The following is a 15,338-nucleotide window of genomic DNA, read 5'->3' as shown; positions in this document are numbered from 1 at the left end:
CGGCCGCCAGGGGCCCGCCACAAGCCTTGCAGCGCCTAGCAGATCGAGCGCCGCCCGCGCGGCGCTTCGCCGGCAAGCCGGCTCCTACGGTTTGTTTCGGGCCAGTTATGCCTGTGAAAGTATCGGCGCCTGCCTTGGTGCTTGTCGTGAGTCGGTACCAACAAGGCGGACCAGGTGATGGCACAGAAGAGATTGGCCCGAAACAAATGTAGGAGCCGGCTTGCCGGCGAAGCGCCGCCCGGGCGGCGCTCGATCTGCCAGGCGCTGAATGCCTAACGGCGAACACCCCTCAACGCCGACTCAACCTCCAGACGACCACCTCTAACTCCCCTCCCCCCCTTCCAACTATCTATGCACCTATATAAAGAACCCTACCGCGCCGCCACCGCCCGTTCCGCCGCCCTCCCCTGCTGACGCAAAGGCCGCGGTCGCCACCAGTTCTGCCCGGCATGGGGCGAGTCCAGGCTGACCCGCTCCCCCATCTGGGGCGTGCTCAACGGCACCTGTGCCGCGCTGGCCAACGCCAGGATGCGTTCATAAGGCTCCTGCCAACTGTGAGTCGACAAATCGAACGTGCCGTTGTGGATCGGCAGCAGCCAGCGCCCCCGCACATCCCGATGCGCCTGCAAGCTTTGCTCAGGCTGCATATGCACGTTGGGCCAGGCCAGATTGTAGGCGCCGGTCTCCATCAAAGTGATATCGAATGGCCCGAAGCGCTCGCCGATTTCGCGAAAGCCCGCGAAGTATCCGGTGTCACCGCTGAAAAATAGGCGCATGTCCTCGTCTATCATCACCCAGGACGCCCACAACCTGCGGTTGCTGTCGAACAACCCGCGCCCCGAGAAATGCTGCGCCGGGGTCGCGACGAAACGCACGCCCTCGACTTCGGTGCCTTGCCACCAGTCCAGTTGCCGCACCTTGGCGGCCGGCACGCCCCACTCGATCAGCAAATCACCGACGCCCAACGGCGCAAGGAAATATTCGGCGCGCGGCGCCAACCGGCGAATCGCCTGTTCGTCAAGGTGGTCGAAATGATCATGGGACAGGATCACCGCCGTCAGCGGCGGTAGGTCATCCAGCGCCAGAGGGGGCGCATGGAAACGCAACGGCCCGGCCCACTGCACCGGTGAAGCGCGTTCGGCGAATACCGGATCGGTAATGAAGAAACGCCCACGCAGCTTCAACAGTACGGTGGAGTGTCCAAGGCGCCAAAGGCTGCGATCCGGAGCATCGACTACCTGCTGACGGGTCATCGGCTGCACGCTGAGCGCATTACCGGGCCGGGTCTCGGGCGGCTTGCGCAACAACAGGTATTTCAGGCCGATGCGCAACTTTTTGAGCACGCCATCCTGGGGCAGTTCGGCCTGGTTGTGAAAGCGTCCATCCCGATGCGGCGCCGGTTCACCGGCGGGTGACGACAGAGGAGCCATGAGCAGGAGCACTCCGAGCAAGAGGAAAGCCTTCATATTACCCCACAGGGTCGGATCAACCGTGAAAAGGCTTGTAAGGCCATTTTTCGCCGATGAACGATTGTTCAACAATATTCACACGACTTATGCGATAAACGGCGCCTCACAGAAGAACAACTACCATGACCGACAACCGCAGCGGCAAAGGGCTCTCTTTCGTCAGGCGCATCTATCTGCCGCGCATCATCGGCTTGGGTATCGGCCTGTTCAGCGTCATGGCCGCCGTCGCGTCGCTGCACCTACCTGACTGGGCTTGGGCTTTGCTGCTGTTCCATGGCCTGCTGTGGCCCCATGTGGCTTATCAATGGGCACTGCGTTCAGCCACACCGTATCAGGCCGAGCAACGCAATATCTTGCTGGACTCGCTGATGGGCGGCTTCTGGACCGCGGCCATGCAGTTCAACCCCCTGCCTAGCGTCACCATCCTGTCGATGATGACCATGAACAATGTAGCCGCCGGCGGGATGCGCATGCTGCTGCGTGGCCTACTGGCCCAAGGGTGCGGCATGCTGCTGGCCACCGCCCTGCTCGGCTCGGGGCTACGGTTACAGACTACTGGGTTGCAGATCCTCGCCTGCCTGCCGATGCTCACCCTCTACCCCTTGGCCTTGGGCTGGGTGTGCTACCAGTTGGCGATCAAGCTGGCCGAGCACAAACGCCGGCTCAGTGCCCTGAGCCGCACCGACAGCCTGACTGGCCTACTCAATCATGGCTCATGGAAGGACACGCTGCTGCTCAAGTTCCAGATCTGTCGACAACAGCAACTGCCGGCGGTGGTGGCGCTGATCGACATCGATCATTTCAAGGCCATCAACGACACCTACGGCCATGTGGTCGGTGACTGCGTACTGCGCCAACTCAGCCAGGAGTTGCGGCGCAACCTGCGCGAGGACGACCTGGCCGGGCGCTATGGCGGCGACGAGTTCTGCGTGATCCTGCCGGGCGCCCACGGGGCCCAGGCCTGCCAGGCGATGGAGCGCTTGCGCGAGCGCGTGGGCGCTTACCGCAACCCGCAGCTGCCGGCGCTGCGCATCAGCCTGAGCATTGGCCTGGCGGACCTGCACCCGCGCCTGAGCTCCCCGGAGCACTGGCTCGAAGAGGCCGACAAAGCCTTGTATGCCGCCAAGCGCCTGGGCCGCGACCAAGTCAATTTTGCCCGCGACGAGGTCGCCCCGCTGAAGCTGGCCTATCCTGACTGAACCTTCCCCCAGGCCCCGGGCGGAAGACTGCTGTTGAAGGAGTCGCCCGTACATGGACAGGAACGTCGACCTTTCACCCTTGAGCCCCACCTCCGGCCTGCAAGTGCGTCGCCTGGTGGTCGGGTTCTGTGCGCTGTTCGGGCTCGCTTGCCTGATCGCCTTGGGGGCACTGTTCAACATCGCCGCCACCCTGGACCAGCAAGAGCAGGACCGCAGTACCTTCCACGCCACTCAAGCACTGCAGCAACGGCTGCTGGCCTCGCGTCAGTTCCTTTCCAGCTACGCGGTGTGGGACGCCGCCCAGGAACACCTGGTCGGCCAGCTCGACTGGCACTGGGCCTACGAAGAAAAGAACGTGGGCGAATCGCTGTTCAGCGCCAGCGGCTACGAAGGCGTGTTCGTGGTCGACGACTCGCGTACCAGCTATGCCCTGTTCAAGGGAAAACCCTCCGATTCCCCCGCCAGCGCCTACCTTGACAGCCCCTTGGCAGCCATCATCGACGAAGCTCGCAAGGCTGCGCCGGCCCGCGAGCAGGTCACCCATTTCGTGCGTTTCAACGGCTGGCCCGCCGTGCTTAGCGCCGCTGCCATTCGCCCGGACAAGGACGTCCTGGAGGGTGAAGTCAGCCAAGCACCGGTGATGATCTTCGTCGATCAACTGACCGAGACGAAACTGACTCGACTGGGCGAAGGCGCGGGGCTGACGCGGATGCGCCTGGAAAAGAACCTGGCCAGCACCGACCAGCAACCGCATATCACCCTCGGCGACACCGGCTATCACCTGGCCTGGGACAGCCCGCAACCGGGGCATCAGTTGCTCTGGGCGGTACTCCCGGCGCTGCTGGGGGTGCTGTTGGTGCTGGGCCTGGTGCTGCTCTACCTGATTCGTCATGCCCTGCGCAGCTCCCAAGCCGTCGACCAAAGCCTGCTGTGCCTGCAACAGAGCAACCAGGCCCTGGAAATCAGCGAGCAGCGGTTTCGCGCGGTGGCCGAGTCTGCTTCCGACTGGATCTGGGAAACCGACCGCCACCACCGCCTGACCTATCTGTCGCAACGCTTCGCCATCGTCACGGGCTATCGCAGCGAAGCCTGGCTGGGCCAGCCGCTGAACCAACTGCTGTCCTGTGACACCACGCCCTTGCTGCCCTGGCTGGACAGCCAGGTCGACAACGATGGGCAACAACTGGCCAACCTGCGCTGCAACTATGACGACGCCACCGGGCAAAACCGCTACTGCCGCATCTCCGCCCGCTCAATCCTGTTCGACGACAAACTTGTCGGCTTCCGCGGCACGGCCAGCGACATCACCGACGAAGTCGCCGCCCATGCCCGCATCCAGCATCTATCGATGCACGACGCCCTCACCGGCCTGGCCAACCGCAACAAACTTTCGCGCCACCTGGAGCAAGCCCTGTTGCGCGGCAGCGACGGCCCGCCCTTGACCCTGCTGCTGCTGGATCTAGACAGTTTCAAACCCATCAACGATTCCCTCGGCCACCCGGCAGGCGACGCGGTACTGCAAGAGGTGGCCACACGCCTGCGTGACACTACCCGCGACGGGGACCTGGTGGCACGCCTGGGTGGCGACGAATTCGTCCTGGTCCTGCACGGGCTGGGTAACCGCAGCGAGATCGACCGTTTTTGCGCCCGTCTGATAGGCCTGTTGCAACAGCCCATCATGTTCGAGGAGCACCAGTTGCACATCGGCGCCAGCGTCGGCATCGCCCTGGCCCAGCCCCAGGGCTTCGATGCTGGCGAGCTGATCCGCTGTGCCGATATCGCCCTGTACCAGGCCAAAGCCGACGGCAAGAATACCTGGCGCTACTTCTCCCCCGAGATGAACCAGCAGATCCAGTACCGCCGACAACTGGAAAACGACCTGCGCCGGGCGATCAAGCAGCACGAGTTCGTCCTGCACTACCAGCCGCGCTATCGCCTGGAAGACCTGAAGATCGTCTCGGTGGAGGCGCTGCTGCGCTGGCAGCACCCGCAAGAAGGCCTGCTCGGGCCGGATACCTTCATCCCCCTGGCCGAACAGAGCGACTTGATCGTGCCCCTTGGCCGCTGGGTGTTGGCCGAAGCCTGCCGCGCCGCCCTCGGCTGGCCTGCGCAACTGGTGGTGTCGGTCAACCTGTCACCGGCGCAGTTCTCACGCAGCGATGTAGTCGCCGATGTGCGTCAAATTCTGTTGGAGACCGGTTTCCCGGCCCAGCGCCTGGAGCTGGAAATCACCGAGAACGTGATGCTCAACGACATCGAAGGTGCCCTGGGCACCATGCTGGCGCTCAAGGAGCTGGGCGTACGCCTGAACATGGACGATTTCGGCACCGGTTACTCGTCGCTGGGCTACCTGCGTACCTACCCGTTCGACAGCATCAAGATCGACAAACGCTTCATCGCCGGCTTGAGCAACCATAGCGGCAACGACCGGGCGGTGGTGCAGGCCATCATCAACCTGGGCAAGGCCATGGGCTTGACGGTAACGGCCGAGGGGGTGGAAACCGAGCAGCAACTGAAAGCGCTGGGCAAGGAGCAGTGCCACGAGGTGCAGGGCTACTACCTGAGCAAGCCGGTGGACCGCGCAGGGTTCGAGGCACTGCTGGCGGGGCGTGAGGCGCGTCAGGACGTGAGCTGACGCACGTTGCGCTCGGCGACGATCTCCGGCAGGTCGGTACGCCGCAGGTAAAGCCGCAGCGGCTCGCCGATGTTCAAGCGGTCATCCACATGCTGCTCCAGCAGCAGCGCCAGCCGTGTCCTGCACAACGCCATGCGGGTATCGGCCTCGAGCCGCCAGACGAATTCACTACAGGGGGTGATGCTGTCGTCAGCCACATCCATGCCGAACGAATCTTCGGAAAAACGCACGATATGAGTGCCGCGCTTGCCGTGGAAACCAACGAAGCCCTTGAGCTGGTCGGCAGCGTTGCAGATGTCCTGGGATGTAATGGCCATGGCGTTACCTCGCAAAAAGTTCGGAAGTGACGCACGCCGGGCAAACGGTCGCCTCTGGCGGGCAACGCGCAGGTGCCAGACTACCCCATGTAGCAGACCGTTCGCCAAGGTTTTTCCAACGCAGCCTCAAGGCCCGCTAGACTGATTTTTCCAAGCTGCTTCAGCCGCCATCGGATCCGGATTTTCATGACCCAGGCCGTCACCGCCGACATCGCCATCATTAGCCGCATCACCGCCGTACCGGCCGTCCTCCAGGTGATTTGCGAAACCACCGGCCTACGCTTTGCCGCCGTGGCACGGGTCACCGACAGCAGTTGGACCGCTTGCGCCGTGCTCGACACCCTCGGCTTTGGCCTGCAGGTCGGCGACGAACTCGATGTCGCCACCACCCTGTGTCACGAAATCCGCAGCACCCGGCAAACCATCGTGATCGACAAGGCCAGTACGGATGAGCAGTACTGCCACCATCGCACCCCAAGGCTGTATCGTTTCGAAAGCTACATCTCGGTCCCCGTGCTACGCACCGATGGCGCCTTCTTCGGCACCATCTGCGCCCTGGACAGCAACCCGACGCCGCTCAAGGGCACGGCCATCCAGCCGATGATGGAATCTTTCGCCCGCCTGCTGGCAATCCAGATCGAAAGCGAGGAAAACGCCCAGTGCACGGAGCGCGCCCTGGAAAAGGAACGGGCCAGCGCCGAGGTACGCGAACAGTTCATCGCCGTGCTCGGCCATGACCTGCGCAACCCACTGTTCGCCATTACTGCCGGGGCCGAGCTGCTGACCCAGCGCATACAAGACGACAAGCAGCAGGCCATCGCTCGTCATATCCTCACCTGCGGACTACGCGCCACGCAGTTGGTGCGCGACATGCTGGACTTCGCCCGCGGCCGCCTGGGCGCGGGCATCCCGCTGAACCTGGAGCCCTGCGACGACCTGCGCACCGCCCTGGAACATGTCGCCTCCGAGCTGCAGAGAGTCCAACCGCAGCGGCGTATCACCCTGGAGATAGGCCCAGTCGCCGGCGTATTGTGCGACCGCGAACGGATCACCCAGCTACTTTCCAACCTGATCGCCAACGCCTTGGACCACGGTGATCCACTGGGCGAAGTGAAGGTCCGCGCCGCACTGACCGACGGCAGCTTCATACTCAGCGTGCATAACGAGGGGGCGCCCATTGCGCCACAGTCCTTACCGCTGCTGTTCCAACCGTTCAGCCGCCCGCTGTCGGGCACGCCGCGGGAAGGCCTTGGCTTGGGCCTGTACATCGCCAACCAGATCGCCCTGGCGCATGGCGGTCATATAGAGGTGACCTCCAGTAGCGAGGCCGGCACCCTGTTCAGCTTTTGCCTGCCACTGGATCGACCTGCGACTGCAACAACACCGCCAGCCAATTCATGAACGCCTGGACCCGACGCGGCACGTGGCGCTGCCGGGCATACAGCAGCGACACCGGCATGGCCCGGGCTTGCCATGGTTCGAGCAGCGCCACCAACTCGCCGCGGCGCAGGTGCTCATCGACCCCGACCGCCGGCACCTGGATCAACCCCAGGCCCGCCAGGCAGGCCGCGGAATATGCCTCGGCATTGTTCACCGTGACCACGCCGCCCATGGCCTGGAAGCGCAACTCGCCCTCCTGCTCGTACTCGAACCCCTGGCTGCGCGCGCCAAGGTTGCGCACATAGTGGACCAGACGGTGTTCGACCAGGTCTTCCAAGGTATGCGGCACGCCGTAGCGCTCAAGGTAAGCGGGACTCGCGCAATTGCGCATGCTCAACCGTCCCACGGGTCGCGCCACCACGTCCAGGTCGCTCAGCGCGCCGATGCGCATCACGCAGTCAAAGCCTTCACGCAGCAGGTCTACCTGGCGATCGGTACAACTGATTTCCACCTCTAGCCGCGGGAAACGCTCGAGAAACTGCGGCAGCGCCGGCACGATCAGCCGCCGCGCCATCATGGTCGGCAGGTCTATGCGCAGGCGCCCGGCCAGCTCGGCGTCATCGCCGCGGAACAGGCTCTCGATCTCGTCCATCCCCGACAGCAGGTCCTTGCCGCGCTCGTACAGCAAGATGCCATCCTGGGTCGCCTGTACCCGGCGGGTGGTACGGTTGAACAAGCGTGTGCCCAGCAAGCTCTCCAACGCCCGCACCTGCTCGGACACAGTCGAACGCGGCAAGCCGAGGCTCTCGCCGGCCAGGGTGAAACTGCTCAGCTCGCTAACCCTGACAAAAGTGCGCAACAGGTCGAGCTTGTTCATAGAGGGTGCCTATTGTCTGAAATTACCGAACAGTATTTCCGGAATCACAGGATTTAACAGCCACCTGCCGACCAATAACCTTGTCATCCATCGTCCCCCACCCAAGGTAATCGACATGACTCGCAAAATTGCACTGATCACCGGCGCCAGCCGCGGCCTGGGCAGGAACACTGCCGAACACCTGGCCAGGCGTGGTATCGACATCATCGGCACCTATCACAGCAAAGCCGACGAAGCCCGCGCCGTGGCCGCCTCGCTGGAGCAGGCCGGGGTGCGCGCAGCGATGCTGCAACTGGATGTCAGCGACAGCGCCAGTTTCGCCACCTTCGTCGAGCGACTGAGCGAAACCCTCGCACAGCAATTCGAGGGGCGCCCGCTTGACTACCTGGTGAACAACGCCGGCATCGGCCTGAACGTGCCGTTCAGCGAAACCAGCGAGGCACAGTTCGACCAGTTGCTGAACATTCAGCTCAAGGGCCCGTTCTTCCTGACCCAACGCCTGCTGCCAGTTCTGGCCAATGGTGGCCGCATCGTCAACATCTCCACCGGTCTGACCCGCTTCGCCCTGCCTGGCTACGCCGCCTATGCGGCCATGAAAGGCGCGATGGAAGTCCTGACCCGTTACCAGGCCAAGGAGTTGGGTACGCGCGGCATTCGCGTCAACATCCTCGCCCCCGGCGCCATCGAGACCGACTTCGGCGGCGGCCTGGTACGTGACAACGCGCAGGTCAATGACTTCATTGCAGGTAACACCGCCCTGGGCCGGGTCGGGCTGCCGGACGATATCGGCGCGGCCATCGCGCTGCTGCTGGAGGACGGCAACGGCTGGATCAGCGGGCAACGCCTGGAGGTCTCCGGCGGGATGTTCCTCTGAGCCAAACGGTCAACGTGGGAGCGGGCTTGCTTGGCGAGCATCGGCAAAGCCGATGCCCTCCAACCCAGGGCCTGCCCGCTCCCACAGCAAGGCCAGTGCAGGGAGTTGCAAAGCTTGGTGGGTCAGGCACAGTCCGATCCGTCGCCGCAGGCCCGGGCCACTGCCCGGTTGCCAATAGACGCCCGGATGCCGCTCGACCAACGACTGCGGCAACCAGGCCGCTCCCAGACCAGCGGCGACCATGGCCAGGGCCAATTGCAGCGAAGCGGCCTGCGCCACCTGCTCGCCATCGCCATACAAGCCCATCAAGCGCTGGTGCGACGCATGTTGCGGACAACTGACCCAGCGCCCGTCGGGTTGGCTGCCAATGGCCATCACCCGCACGAACGCTTCCTCCCAGAGCGGCAAAAACAGTTCGTCCTCGCAGCGTTGGGCTTCATCGGCCAACCGCGCATCGCCGTCGCAGCCCTCCAGCAAGGTCAACTGCAACCCGGCCACTGCCTCGCTGGCCAGGCGTACGCAGGCTTCGACCTGCGCCGGGGCGATGTCCGGCTCGACCCCCAAGGCCAAGGCTATCCGCTGCTGGCCTTGGCGAAACCGCAGACGCAGCGCTTCGGCCTCGGCCACCATGCGGCAGGCCTGAGGGTAGAGTTCGCGAGCCTGCTCGCTCACCGTCACCCCGCGGGCCTGGCGCAAGAACAACGGCGTGCCCAGGTCGTCCTCCAGCTGGCGAATGGTCACCGACAAGGTGGGCTGTGCCACACACAAGCGTTGCGCGGCGGCAGTGATGTTGCGCGCTTCGAACACCGCGATAAAAGCCTTGAGGTGACGCATATCCATAGGTAAATCCGATGCCATCCAAAGAAATAAGCCGTTTTTCAGGCCGGGAATGACTACCTAGAATTCAGGCCATCGATAACGATTATGCCTTGGAGGCACCCATGAACAAACCACTGATCGTCGTCACCGGCGCCAGCTCCGGCATCGGCGCCGCCACCGCCCGACTGTTCGCCGCCGCTGGCCACCCACTGCTGCTGATCGCCCGACGACTGGAGCGCTTGGAGGCGCTGGCGCTGCCCAACTGCCTGTGCCGTGCCGTGGATATCCGAGATCGCGCGGCGCTGGTTGCGGCAGTGACCGAAGCCGAGACGCTGTACGGACCGGCCGACGCGCTGGTGAACAACGCAGGCGTGATGCTGCTGGGCCAGATGCACGAGCAAGACCCACAACAGTGGGAGCGCATGTTCGACGTCAACGTGAAGGGTCTGCTCAACGGCGTGCATGCCTTGGTCGGCGGTATGCGCGAACGGCGCCGGGGCACCCTGATCAATGTCAGTTCGGTGGCCGGGCGCAAGACCTTCCCCAGCCATGTCGCCTATGTGGGCAGCAAGTTCGCCGTGCATGGGTTGTCGGAGAACCTGCGCGAGGAATTGGCAGCGTACAATGTGCGCGTGGTGACCATCGCCCCTGGAGCCGTGGAGACCGAACTGCTCGGGCACACCACCGACGAGGGCATCAAGCGTGACTACGAGGCGTGGAAAGCCAACGACATGGGCGGCGTGGTACTGGCGGCCGAGGATGTGGCCGGGGCGATCGTCTGGGCGTATCAGCAACCACAACAGGTGTGCATCCGCGAGATCGTGCTGGCGGCCACGGCACAGCAGCCTTGAGTTTGTAGCCGTGCTGGATGGCTGGCGCCCAACGGCATTTCTTCCAGGCAAAAAAATGGGCGACCGAAGTCGCCCTAAATGCCTTGCGTGCTCCTGAACCCGGAACGATTCAGCGCTGATTGCGCTTTTTCGAATCCTTCCAGATGAAAATCCCCAGACCGGCGAAGAACGCCAACATCAATCCGACCGTTACCACACCTGCGATAACCACGTTGTCGAAGAACATGTCGGCCCCTCCCTTGGTGTGCCGTCATCCGATGGGTGCAAGGTAACCAATGCCGGGGGAGAGAAAATTGACCGGAGTCAAAGGTGCCCGGGGCCGGGCACGCAAGGCGGGTGCGGGGTTGACCTGAATCAGTTTTTAACGCTTCTTCGGCTTGCCCTTGGGTTTTTTCTTCTTGGCCTGGCTCAGCGGCATGGCTTGCTCGAAAGCCTGACGCATGTCGTTCAGGCGCTTGTCGTTGAGGTCATGGATACGTTTGGCGCGCTCGGCACCGAAGTCGATCAGGTTGTCTTGGCTCATGGGCGGGCTCGACGGACAGCAGAGGCCTTCATGATGAAGGCAAGCGTGGGTGCTGACTAGTCAGACTTCGATATCCACCAGCAAGCCCTGGCGCGTGCGCTCGCCCAACGGCGCTACCGGTACGGTGTTGTCGGCATTGAGCTCATCGCCTGGCATGGCCTCATGGCGCTCGGCTTCGGCCTGCTCGCGCCGCTGTTGCTGGCGGCGCTGCTCGTCACGCAGCAACAGCACTTGCTCCTCGGGGTCGCGATGACGCTTGAGGTCGACGCTGGCGTCGCTGGAGGCAGGCTGCGCCGGCACCACAGGGGGAATGGTCGGCGGCGGCTTGACCGGATCCTGTTGCGAGGTCACGGGGGCGGCACTGAGCGGGATGATCGGCGGCAGCATGGCATGGTCTCCTGTAACCACTGTGTCGGCCGCCGACACGCCGCCTTGAATAGCGCCGGGCAACGGTGTGCGGTGCGTCACAACCGCCAGTATAGAACGCGGCTATTCGGCGTCGTCGGGGCCGTCGTCCGGCGTGCTGACCGAATCGTTCCACGGCCGTTTGTAGACCTGCTGCCACACCGCATCCATATGCTCGCGCAGCACCTGTGGCGCGCCTTTGAGCGAGGCGCTGTCCTCGCGTTCTCCGCCGAACGGGTCCTCGCCGGGCGGGGCGATCAGCGACTGGCCGGTGATGGTGTAGCTGGCCTGCCCTTCGCGCATCTCGATGGCGATGTCGTGCGGGTCGATCCCACCACCGCAGAACGCATGGCTGGCCACGGTCACTTCGGCCACGCCGTCCTTGTTCAGGTCGCTGACATCGCTGACGTCGGCATAGAAGTCGACATCCAGGTCAAGGCCGGCACAGGTGGTCTCCTGCTCGATCTGCCAGCGTGCCTTGAAGGCATCGCCACCGGCGGCGCGGCCATACACGGTGGCCTTGAGCACCACCTTGTCGACCTCTTCCTCGGTATCCGGGTCGGTGGCCTGGCCATCGACCCGGCTCAATACCAGCAAACCCTCGCCGTCGCGGTCATGAAAGTGCACGCTCTTGATCGGCGTCTGCACGCCGAGCACCTCCAGTTGCTCCACTGGAATGGGCGGCAGGATCTCGAAGCTTTTCTGTTCGCAAGCGGCCAGCAGCGCCAGGCTGCCCAGGGCCAAGGAGAGGTTCAACCAACGGTGCTTGGCAAACATGTGGCGCGTGGCCCTCGTGACGGGACGGTGTGCCTCGACGAACACGCTAGACTCTCTACTCGTTCGAGTAATCTTTGGTCTGGCGCAGCCGATCCGGTAACATGAGCGGCTTTTTCATCGCGGGAGTTTTGGCAGTATGGCGCAGCAGTATCAACCGGGGCAACGCTGGATCAGCGACAGCGAAGCCGAGCTAGGTCTTGGGACCATCCTGGCGCAGGATGGCCGCCTGTTGACCGTGCTCTACCCGGCCACGGGCGACACCCGCCAGTACTCGCTACGCAATGCGCCGCTGACCCGCGTGCGTTTCTCGCCCGGCGACCAGATCACCCATTTCGAGGGCTGGAAGCTGACCGTGCGTGAAGTCGAGGACGTCGACGGCCTGCTGGTCTACCACGGCATCGACGGGCAGAACCAGGCGTGCACGCTACCCGAGACACAACTGTCGAACTTCATCCAGTTCCGCCTGGCCAGCGACCGTCTGTTCGCCGGGCAGATCGACCCGCTGTCGTGGTTCTCGCTGCGCTACAACACCCTGCAGCACACCAGCAAGCAGATGCTCTCCACCCTGTGGGGCCTGGGTGGCGTGCGTGCCCAACCTATCGCCCACCAGTTGCACATCGCCCGTGAAGTGGCCGACCGCATTGCCCCCCGCGTACTGCTGGCCGACGAAGTGGGCCTGGGCAAGACCATCGAGGCCGGCCTGGTGATCCACCGCCAGCTGCTGTCCGGTCGCGCCAGCCGCGTGCTGATCCTGGTGCCGGAAAACCTCCAGCACCAATGGCTGGTGGAAATGCGCCGACGTTTCAACCTGCAGGTCGCGCTATTCGATGCCGAGCGTTTCATCGAAAGCGACGCCAGCAACCCGTTCGAGGATGCCCAGCTGGCGCTGGTCGCCCTGGAGTGGCTGGTGGACGACGAGAAGGCCCAGGATGCGCTGTTTGCCGCTGGCTGGGACCTGATGGTGGTCGACGAAGCCCACCACCTGGTGTGGCACGAGGAACAGGCCAGCCCCGAGTACGCCCTGGTCGAGCAACTGGCCCAGGTGATCCCCGGCGTGCTGCTGCTCACCGCCACCCCCGAACAGCTCGGCCAGGACAGCCACTTCGCCCGCCTGCGTCTGCTCGACCCCAACCGTTTCCATGACCTGGCCGCGTTCCGCGCCGAGAGCGAGCACTATCGCCCGGTGGCCGAGGCGGTGCAGGAACTGCTCGACGAGGGCCGCCTGTCGCCCAAGGCCCACGCCACCATCCAGGGCTTCCTCGGCGCCGAAGGCGAGGCGCTGCTGGCCGCTGTCAGCGATGGCGACAGCCAGGCCAGCGCCCGCCTGATCCGCGAACTGCTCGACCGCCACGGCACCGGCCGCGTGCTGTTCCGTAACACCCGCGCGGCGATCCAGGGCTTCCCCGAACGCCAGCTGCACCCCTACCCGTTGGCCAACCCCGAGCAGTACGCCGAGCTGCCGTCCGGCGAGCGCGCCGAGCTGTACCCGGAAGTGGCCTTCCAGGCCCAGGGCGAAACCGCCGACGACGAGCGCTGGTGGCGCTTCGACCCGCGGGTCGACTGGCTGATCGACACCCTGAAAATGCTCAAGCGCACCAAGGTGCTGGTGATCTGCGCCCACGCCGAAACCGCCATGGACCTGGAAGACGCCCTGCGCGTGCGCTCCGGCATTCCAGCCACGGTGTTCCACGAGGGCATGAGCATCCTCGAGCGCGACCGCGCCGCGGCCTATTTCGCCGACGAGGAGTTTGGCGCCCAGGTGCTGATCTGCTCCGAGATCGGCAGCGAAGGCCGCAACTTCCAGTTTGCCCACCACCTGGTGATGTTCGACCTGCCGGCCCACCCAGACCTGCTCGAGCAGCGCATCGGCCGTCTCGACCGGATCGGCCAGAAGCACACCATCGAGCTGCACATCCCCTACTTGCAGGACAGCCCGCAACAGCGCCTGTTCCAGTGGTACCACGAGGGCCTCAACGCCTTCCTCAATACCTGCCCGACCGGCAACGCCCTGCAGCACCAGTTCGGCCCGCGCCTGCTGGCGCAACTGCCTGGCGGCGACGACAAGGGTTGGGACAAGCTGGTGGCCGAGGCCCGCGTCGAGCGCGAGCGCCTGGAAGCCGAGCTGCACACCGGCCGTGACCGCCTGCTGGAACTCAACTCCGGTGGTGCCGGCGAAGGCCAGGCCCTGGTCGAGGACATTCTCGAACAGGACGACCAGTTCGCCCTGCCGATCTACATGGAAACCCTGTTCGACGCCTTCGGCATCGACAGCGAGGACCACTCGGAAAACGCCTTGGTGCTCAAGCCGAGCGAGAAGATGCTCGACGCCAGCTTCCCGCTGGGCGACGACGAAGGCGTGACCATCACCTACGACCGCGGCCAGGCGCTGTCGCGCGAGGACATGCAGTTCCTCACCTGGGAACACCCGATGGTCCAGGGTGGCATGGACCTGGTGCTGTCCGGCTCGATGGGCAACACCGCCGTGGCGCTGATCAAGAACAAAGCCCTCAAGCCCGGCACCGTGCTGCTCGAGCTGCTCTATGTCAGCGAGGTGGTAGCCCCGCGCAGCCTGCAACTGGGCCGCTACCTGCCACCGGCGGCACTGCGCTGCCTGCTCGATGCCAATGGCAACGACCTGGGCCCGCGGGTGGCCTTCGAAACCCTCAACGACCAGCTCGAAAGCGTGCCCAAGGCCAGTGCCAACAAGTTCGTCCAGGCCCAGCGCGACGTGCTGGCCAAGCGCATCGCCGACGGCGAGGCCAAGGTCCTGCCAACCCACGACGAGCGCGTGGCCCAGGCCCGGCAGCGCCTGACCGCCGAAGCCGACGAGGAGCTGGCGCGCCTGACTGCGTTGAAGGCCGTCAACCCGAGCGTGCGCGACAGCGAGATCGACGCCCTGCGCAAGCAGCGTGAAGAGGGCCTGGCGGCGCTGGAAAAAGCGGCACTGCGCCTGGAAGCGATCCGCGTGCTTGTCGCTGGCTGATCGGGATTCGCGCATCTCCTGTAGGAGCGGCCTTGGGTCGCGAAAGGGTCGCGCAGCGGCCCCAGGATCTTGGCTGTGTCGCAAGATTGTCGGGGCTGCTTCGCAGCCCTTCGCGACCCAAGGCCGCTCCTACAGGGATCGCGCGAGACTGAATACCCATTTAGATCTTCCAGCTATTACCTTCATATCCAAATGGTAGAAACCAAAGTGCCATTAATCAGGAAGGCTT

Annotated in this window: 14 protein-coding genes; 6 read left to right on the top strand and 8 right to left on the bottom strand. The window is 64.3% G+C overall.

The genetic code is table 11. From position 1 onward, the window contains the following. Positions 1-371: 371 nt before the first annotated feature. A complete protein-coding gene (locus E3U47_RS22415; RefSeq protein WP_134693775.1) occupies positions 372-1,466 on the bottom strand; it encodes an MBL fold metallo-hydrolase in 1,095 nt (364 codons plus the stop codon). A gap of 125 nt (positions 1,467-1,591) precedes the next feature. On the opposite strand from E3U47_RS22415, the gene E3U47_RS22410 reads away from it, so the two are divergent. Together E3U47_RS22410 and E3U47_RS22405 are read left to right on the top strand one after the other, a co-directional pair. Next, positions 1,592-2,668, top strand: coding sequence for a diguanylate cyclase (locus E3U47_RS22410; protein WP_134693774.1), 1,077 nt, complete (start codon positions 1,592-1,594; stop codon positions 2,666-2,668). A gap of 52 nt (positions 2,669-2,720) precedes the next feature. Next, positions 2,721-5,303: an EAL domain-containing protein gene (locus E3U47_RS22405; protein WP_134693773.1), complete on the top strand. Its 2,583-nt coding sequence runs from the start codon at positions 2,721-2,723 to the stop codon at positions 5,301-5,303. Here E3U47_RS22405 and E3U47_RS22400 read toward each other — a convergent pair. Then, positions 5,288-5,620 (bottom strand): DUF2025 family protein, encoded by a 333-nt coding sequence (locus tag E3U47_RS22400; protein ID WP_134693772.1) that lies wholly within the window; start codon positions 5,618-5,620, stop codon positions 5,288-5,290. The two genes, E3U47_RS22405 and E3U47_RS22400, sit on opposite strands and share 16 nt — an antisense overlap. A gap of 186 nt (positions 5,621-5,806) precedes the next feature. On the opposite strand from E3U47_RS22400, the gene E3U47_RS22395 reads away from it, so the two are divergent. Beyond that, a complete protein-coding gene (locus E3U47_RS22395) occupies positions 5,807-7,021 on the top strand; it encodes an ATP-binding protein (RefSeq protein WP_134693771.1) in 1,215 nt (404 codons plus the stop codon). Here the strand turns inward: E3U47_RS22395 and E3U47_RS22390 are convergent. Next, entirely contained in the window at positions 6,960-7,877 is a 918-nt protein-coding gene (locus tag E3U47_RS22390) for a LysR family transcriptional regulator (RefSeq protein WP_134693770.1), read from the bottom strand. The genes E3U47_RS22395 and E3U47_RS22390 overlap by 62 nt on opposite strands. Before the next feature lie 115 nt (positions 7,878-7,992). On the opposite strand from E3U47_RS22390, the gene E3U47_RS22385 reads away from it, so the two are divergent. Continuing rightward, entirely contained in the window at positions 7,993-8,751 is a 759-nt protein-coding gene (locus tag E3U47_RS22385) for an SDR family NAD(P)-dependent oxidoreductase (protein WP_134693769.1), read from the top strand. Positions 8,752-8,760: 9 nt separating this feature from the next. Here E3U47_RS22385 and E3U47_RS22380 read toward each other — a convergent pair whose 3' ends face one another. After that, positions 8,761-9,591, bottom strand: coding sequence for a LysR family transcriptional regulator (locus tag E3U47_RS22380; protein ID WP_134693768.1), 831 nt, complete (start codon positions 9,589-9,591; stop codon positions 8,761-8,763). Positions 9,592-9,692: 101 nt separating this feature from the next. On the opposite strand from E3U47_RS22380, the gene E3U47_RS22375 reads away from it, so the two are divergent. Beyond that, positions 9,693-10,421: an SDR family oxidoreductase gene (locus E3U47_RS22375; RefSeq protein ID WP_134693767.1), complete on the top strand. Its 729-nt coding sequence runs from the start codon at positions 9,693-9,695 to the stop codon at positions 10,419-10,421. A gap of 109 nt (positions 10,422-10,530) precedes the next feature. On the opposite strand, the gene ccoM is transcribed toward E3U47_RS22375, so the two are convergent. The 4 genes from ccoM to E3U47_RS22365 form a co-directional block, all read right to left on the bottom strand. Further along, positions 10,531-10,647, bottom strand: a complete 117-nt coding sequence (gene ccoM, locus E3U47_RS25330) for a cytochrome c oxidase subunit CcoM (RefSeq protein ID WP_023629476.1) — start codon at positions 10,645-10,647, stop codon at positions 10,531-10,533. A 135-nt stretch (positions 10,648-10,782) separates the two neighbouring features. Then, positions 10,783-10,944 carry a hypothetical protein gene (locus E3U47_RS25055; protein ID WP_167659523.1) on the bottom strand — a complete coding sequence of 54 codons (162 nt, stop codon included), beginning with the start codon at positions 10,942-10,944 and terminating at the stop codon, positions 10,783-10,785. Between the two features lie 60 nt (positions 10,945-11,004). Further along, positions 11,005-11,331 carry an aspartate-semialdehyde dehydrogenase gene (locus tag E3U47_RS22370; protein WP_134693766.1) on the bottom strand — a complete coding sequence of 109 codons (327 nt, stop codon included), beginning with the start codon at positions 11,329-11,331 and terminating at the stop codon, positions 11,005-11,007. Positions 11,332-11,433: 102 nt separating this feature from the next. Further along, positions 11,434-12,126, bottom strand: coding sequence for a M949_RS01915 family surface polysaccharide biosynthesis protein (locus tag E3U47_RS22365; protein WP_134693765.1), 693 nt, complete (start codon positions 12,124-12,126; stop codon positions 11,434-11,436). Positions 12,127-12,262: 136 nt separating this feature from the next. Here E3U47_RS22365 and rapA point away from each other — a divergent pair, with 136 nt between their 5' ends. Continuing rightward, a complete protein-coding gene (gene rapA, locus E3U47_RS22360) occupies positions 12,263-15,109 on the top strand; it encodes an RNA polymerase-associated protein RapA (protein ID WP_134693764.1) in 2,847 nt (948 codons plus the stop codon). Positions 15,110-15,338: the final 229 nt, after the last annotated feature.

The sequence above is a fragment of the Pseudomonas sp. RIT623 genome, assembly GCF_004519305.1.
GTDB lineage: Bacteria > Pseudomonadota > Gammaproteobacteria > Pseudomonadales > Pseudomonadaceae > Aquipseudomonas.
This window is presented reverse-complemented; position numbering and strand designations above follow the sequence as displayed.

Bases quoted from the DNA above. Each gene is read 5' to 3' on its own strand.
- E3U47_RS25055 (WP_167659523.1), bottom strand. From the start codon at position 10,944: ATGAGCCAAGACAACCTGATCGACTTCGGTGCCGAGCGCGCCAAACGT.
- E3U47_RS22410 (WP_134693774.1), top strand. From the start codon at position 1,592: ATGACCGACAACCGCAGCGGCAAAGGGCTCTCTTTCGTCAGGCGCATC.
- E3U47_RS22395 (WP_134693771.1), top strand. From the start codon at position 5,807: ATGACCCAGGCCGTCACCGCCGACATCGCCATCATTAGCCGCATCACC.
- E3U47_RS22370 (WP_134693766.1), bottom strand. From the start codon at position 11,331: ATGCTGCCGCCGATCATCCCGCTCAGTGCCGCCCCCGTGACCTCGCAA.
- E3U47_RS22390 (WP_134693770.1), bottom strand. From the start codon at position 7,877: ATGAACAAGCTCGACCTGTTGCGCACTTTTGTCAGGGTTAGCGAGCTG.
- rapA (WP_134693764.1), top strand. From the start codon at position 12,263: ATGGCGCAGCAGTATCAACCGGGGCAACGCTGGATCAGCGACAGCGAA.
- E3U47_RS22380 (WP_134693768.1), bottom strand. From the start codon at position 9,591: ATGGATATGCGTCACCTCAAGGCTTTTATCGCGGTGTTCGAAGCGCGC.
- E3U47_RS22400 (WP_134693772.1), bottom strand. From the start codon at position 5,620: ATGGCCATTACATCCCAGGACATCTGCAACGCTGCCGACCAGCTCAAG.
- E3U47_RS22365 (WP_134693765.1), bottom strand. From the start codon at position 12,126: ATGTTTGCCAAGCACCGTTGGTTGAACCTCTCCTTGGCCCTGGGCAGC.
- E3U47_RS22375 (WP_134693767.1), top strand. From the start codon at position 9,693: ATGAACAAACCACTGATCGTCGTCACCGGCGCCAGCTCCGGCATCGGC.
- E3U47_RS22405 (WP_134693773.1), top strand. From the start codon at position 2,721: ATGGACAGGAACGTCGACCTTTCACCCTTGAGCCCCACCTCCGGCCTG.
- E3U47_RS22385 (WP_134693769.1), top strand. From the start codon at position 7,993: ATGACTCGCAAAATTGCACTGATCACCGGCGCCAGCCGCGGCCTGGGC.
- ccoM (WP_023629476.1), bottom strand. From the start codon at position 10,647: ATGTTCTTCGACAACGTGGTTATCGCAGGTGTGGTAACGGTCGGATTG.
- E3U47_RS22415 (WP_134693775.1), bottom strand. From the start codon at position 1,466: ATGAAGGCTTTCCTCTTGCTCGGAGTGCTCCTGCTCATGGCTCCTCTG.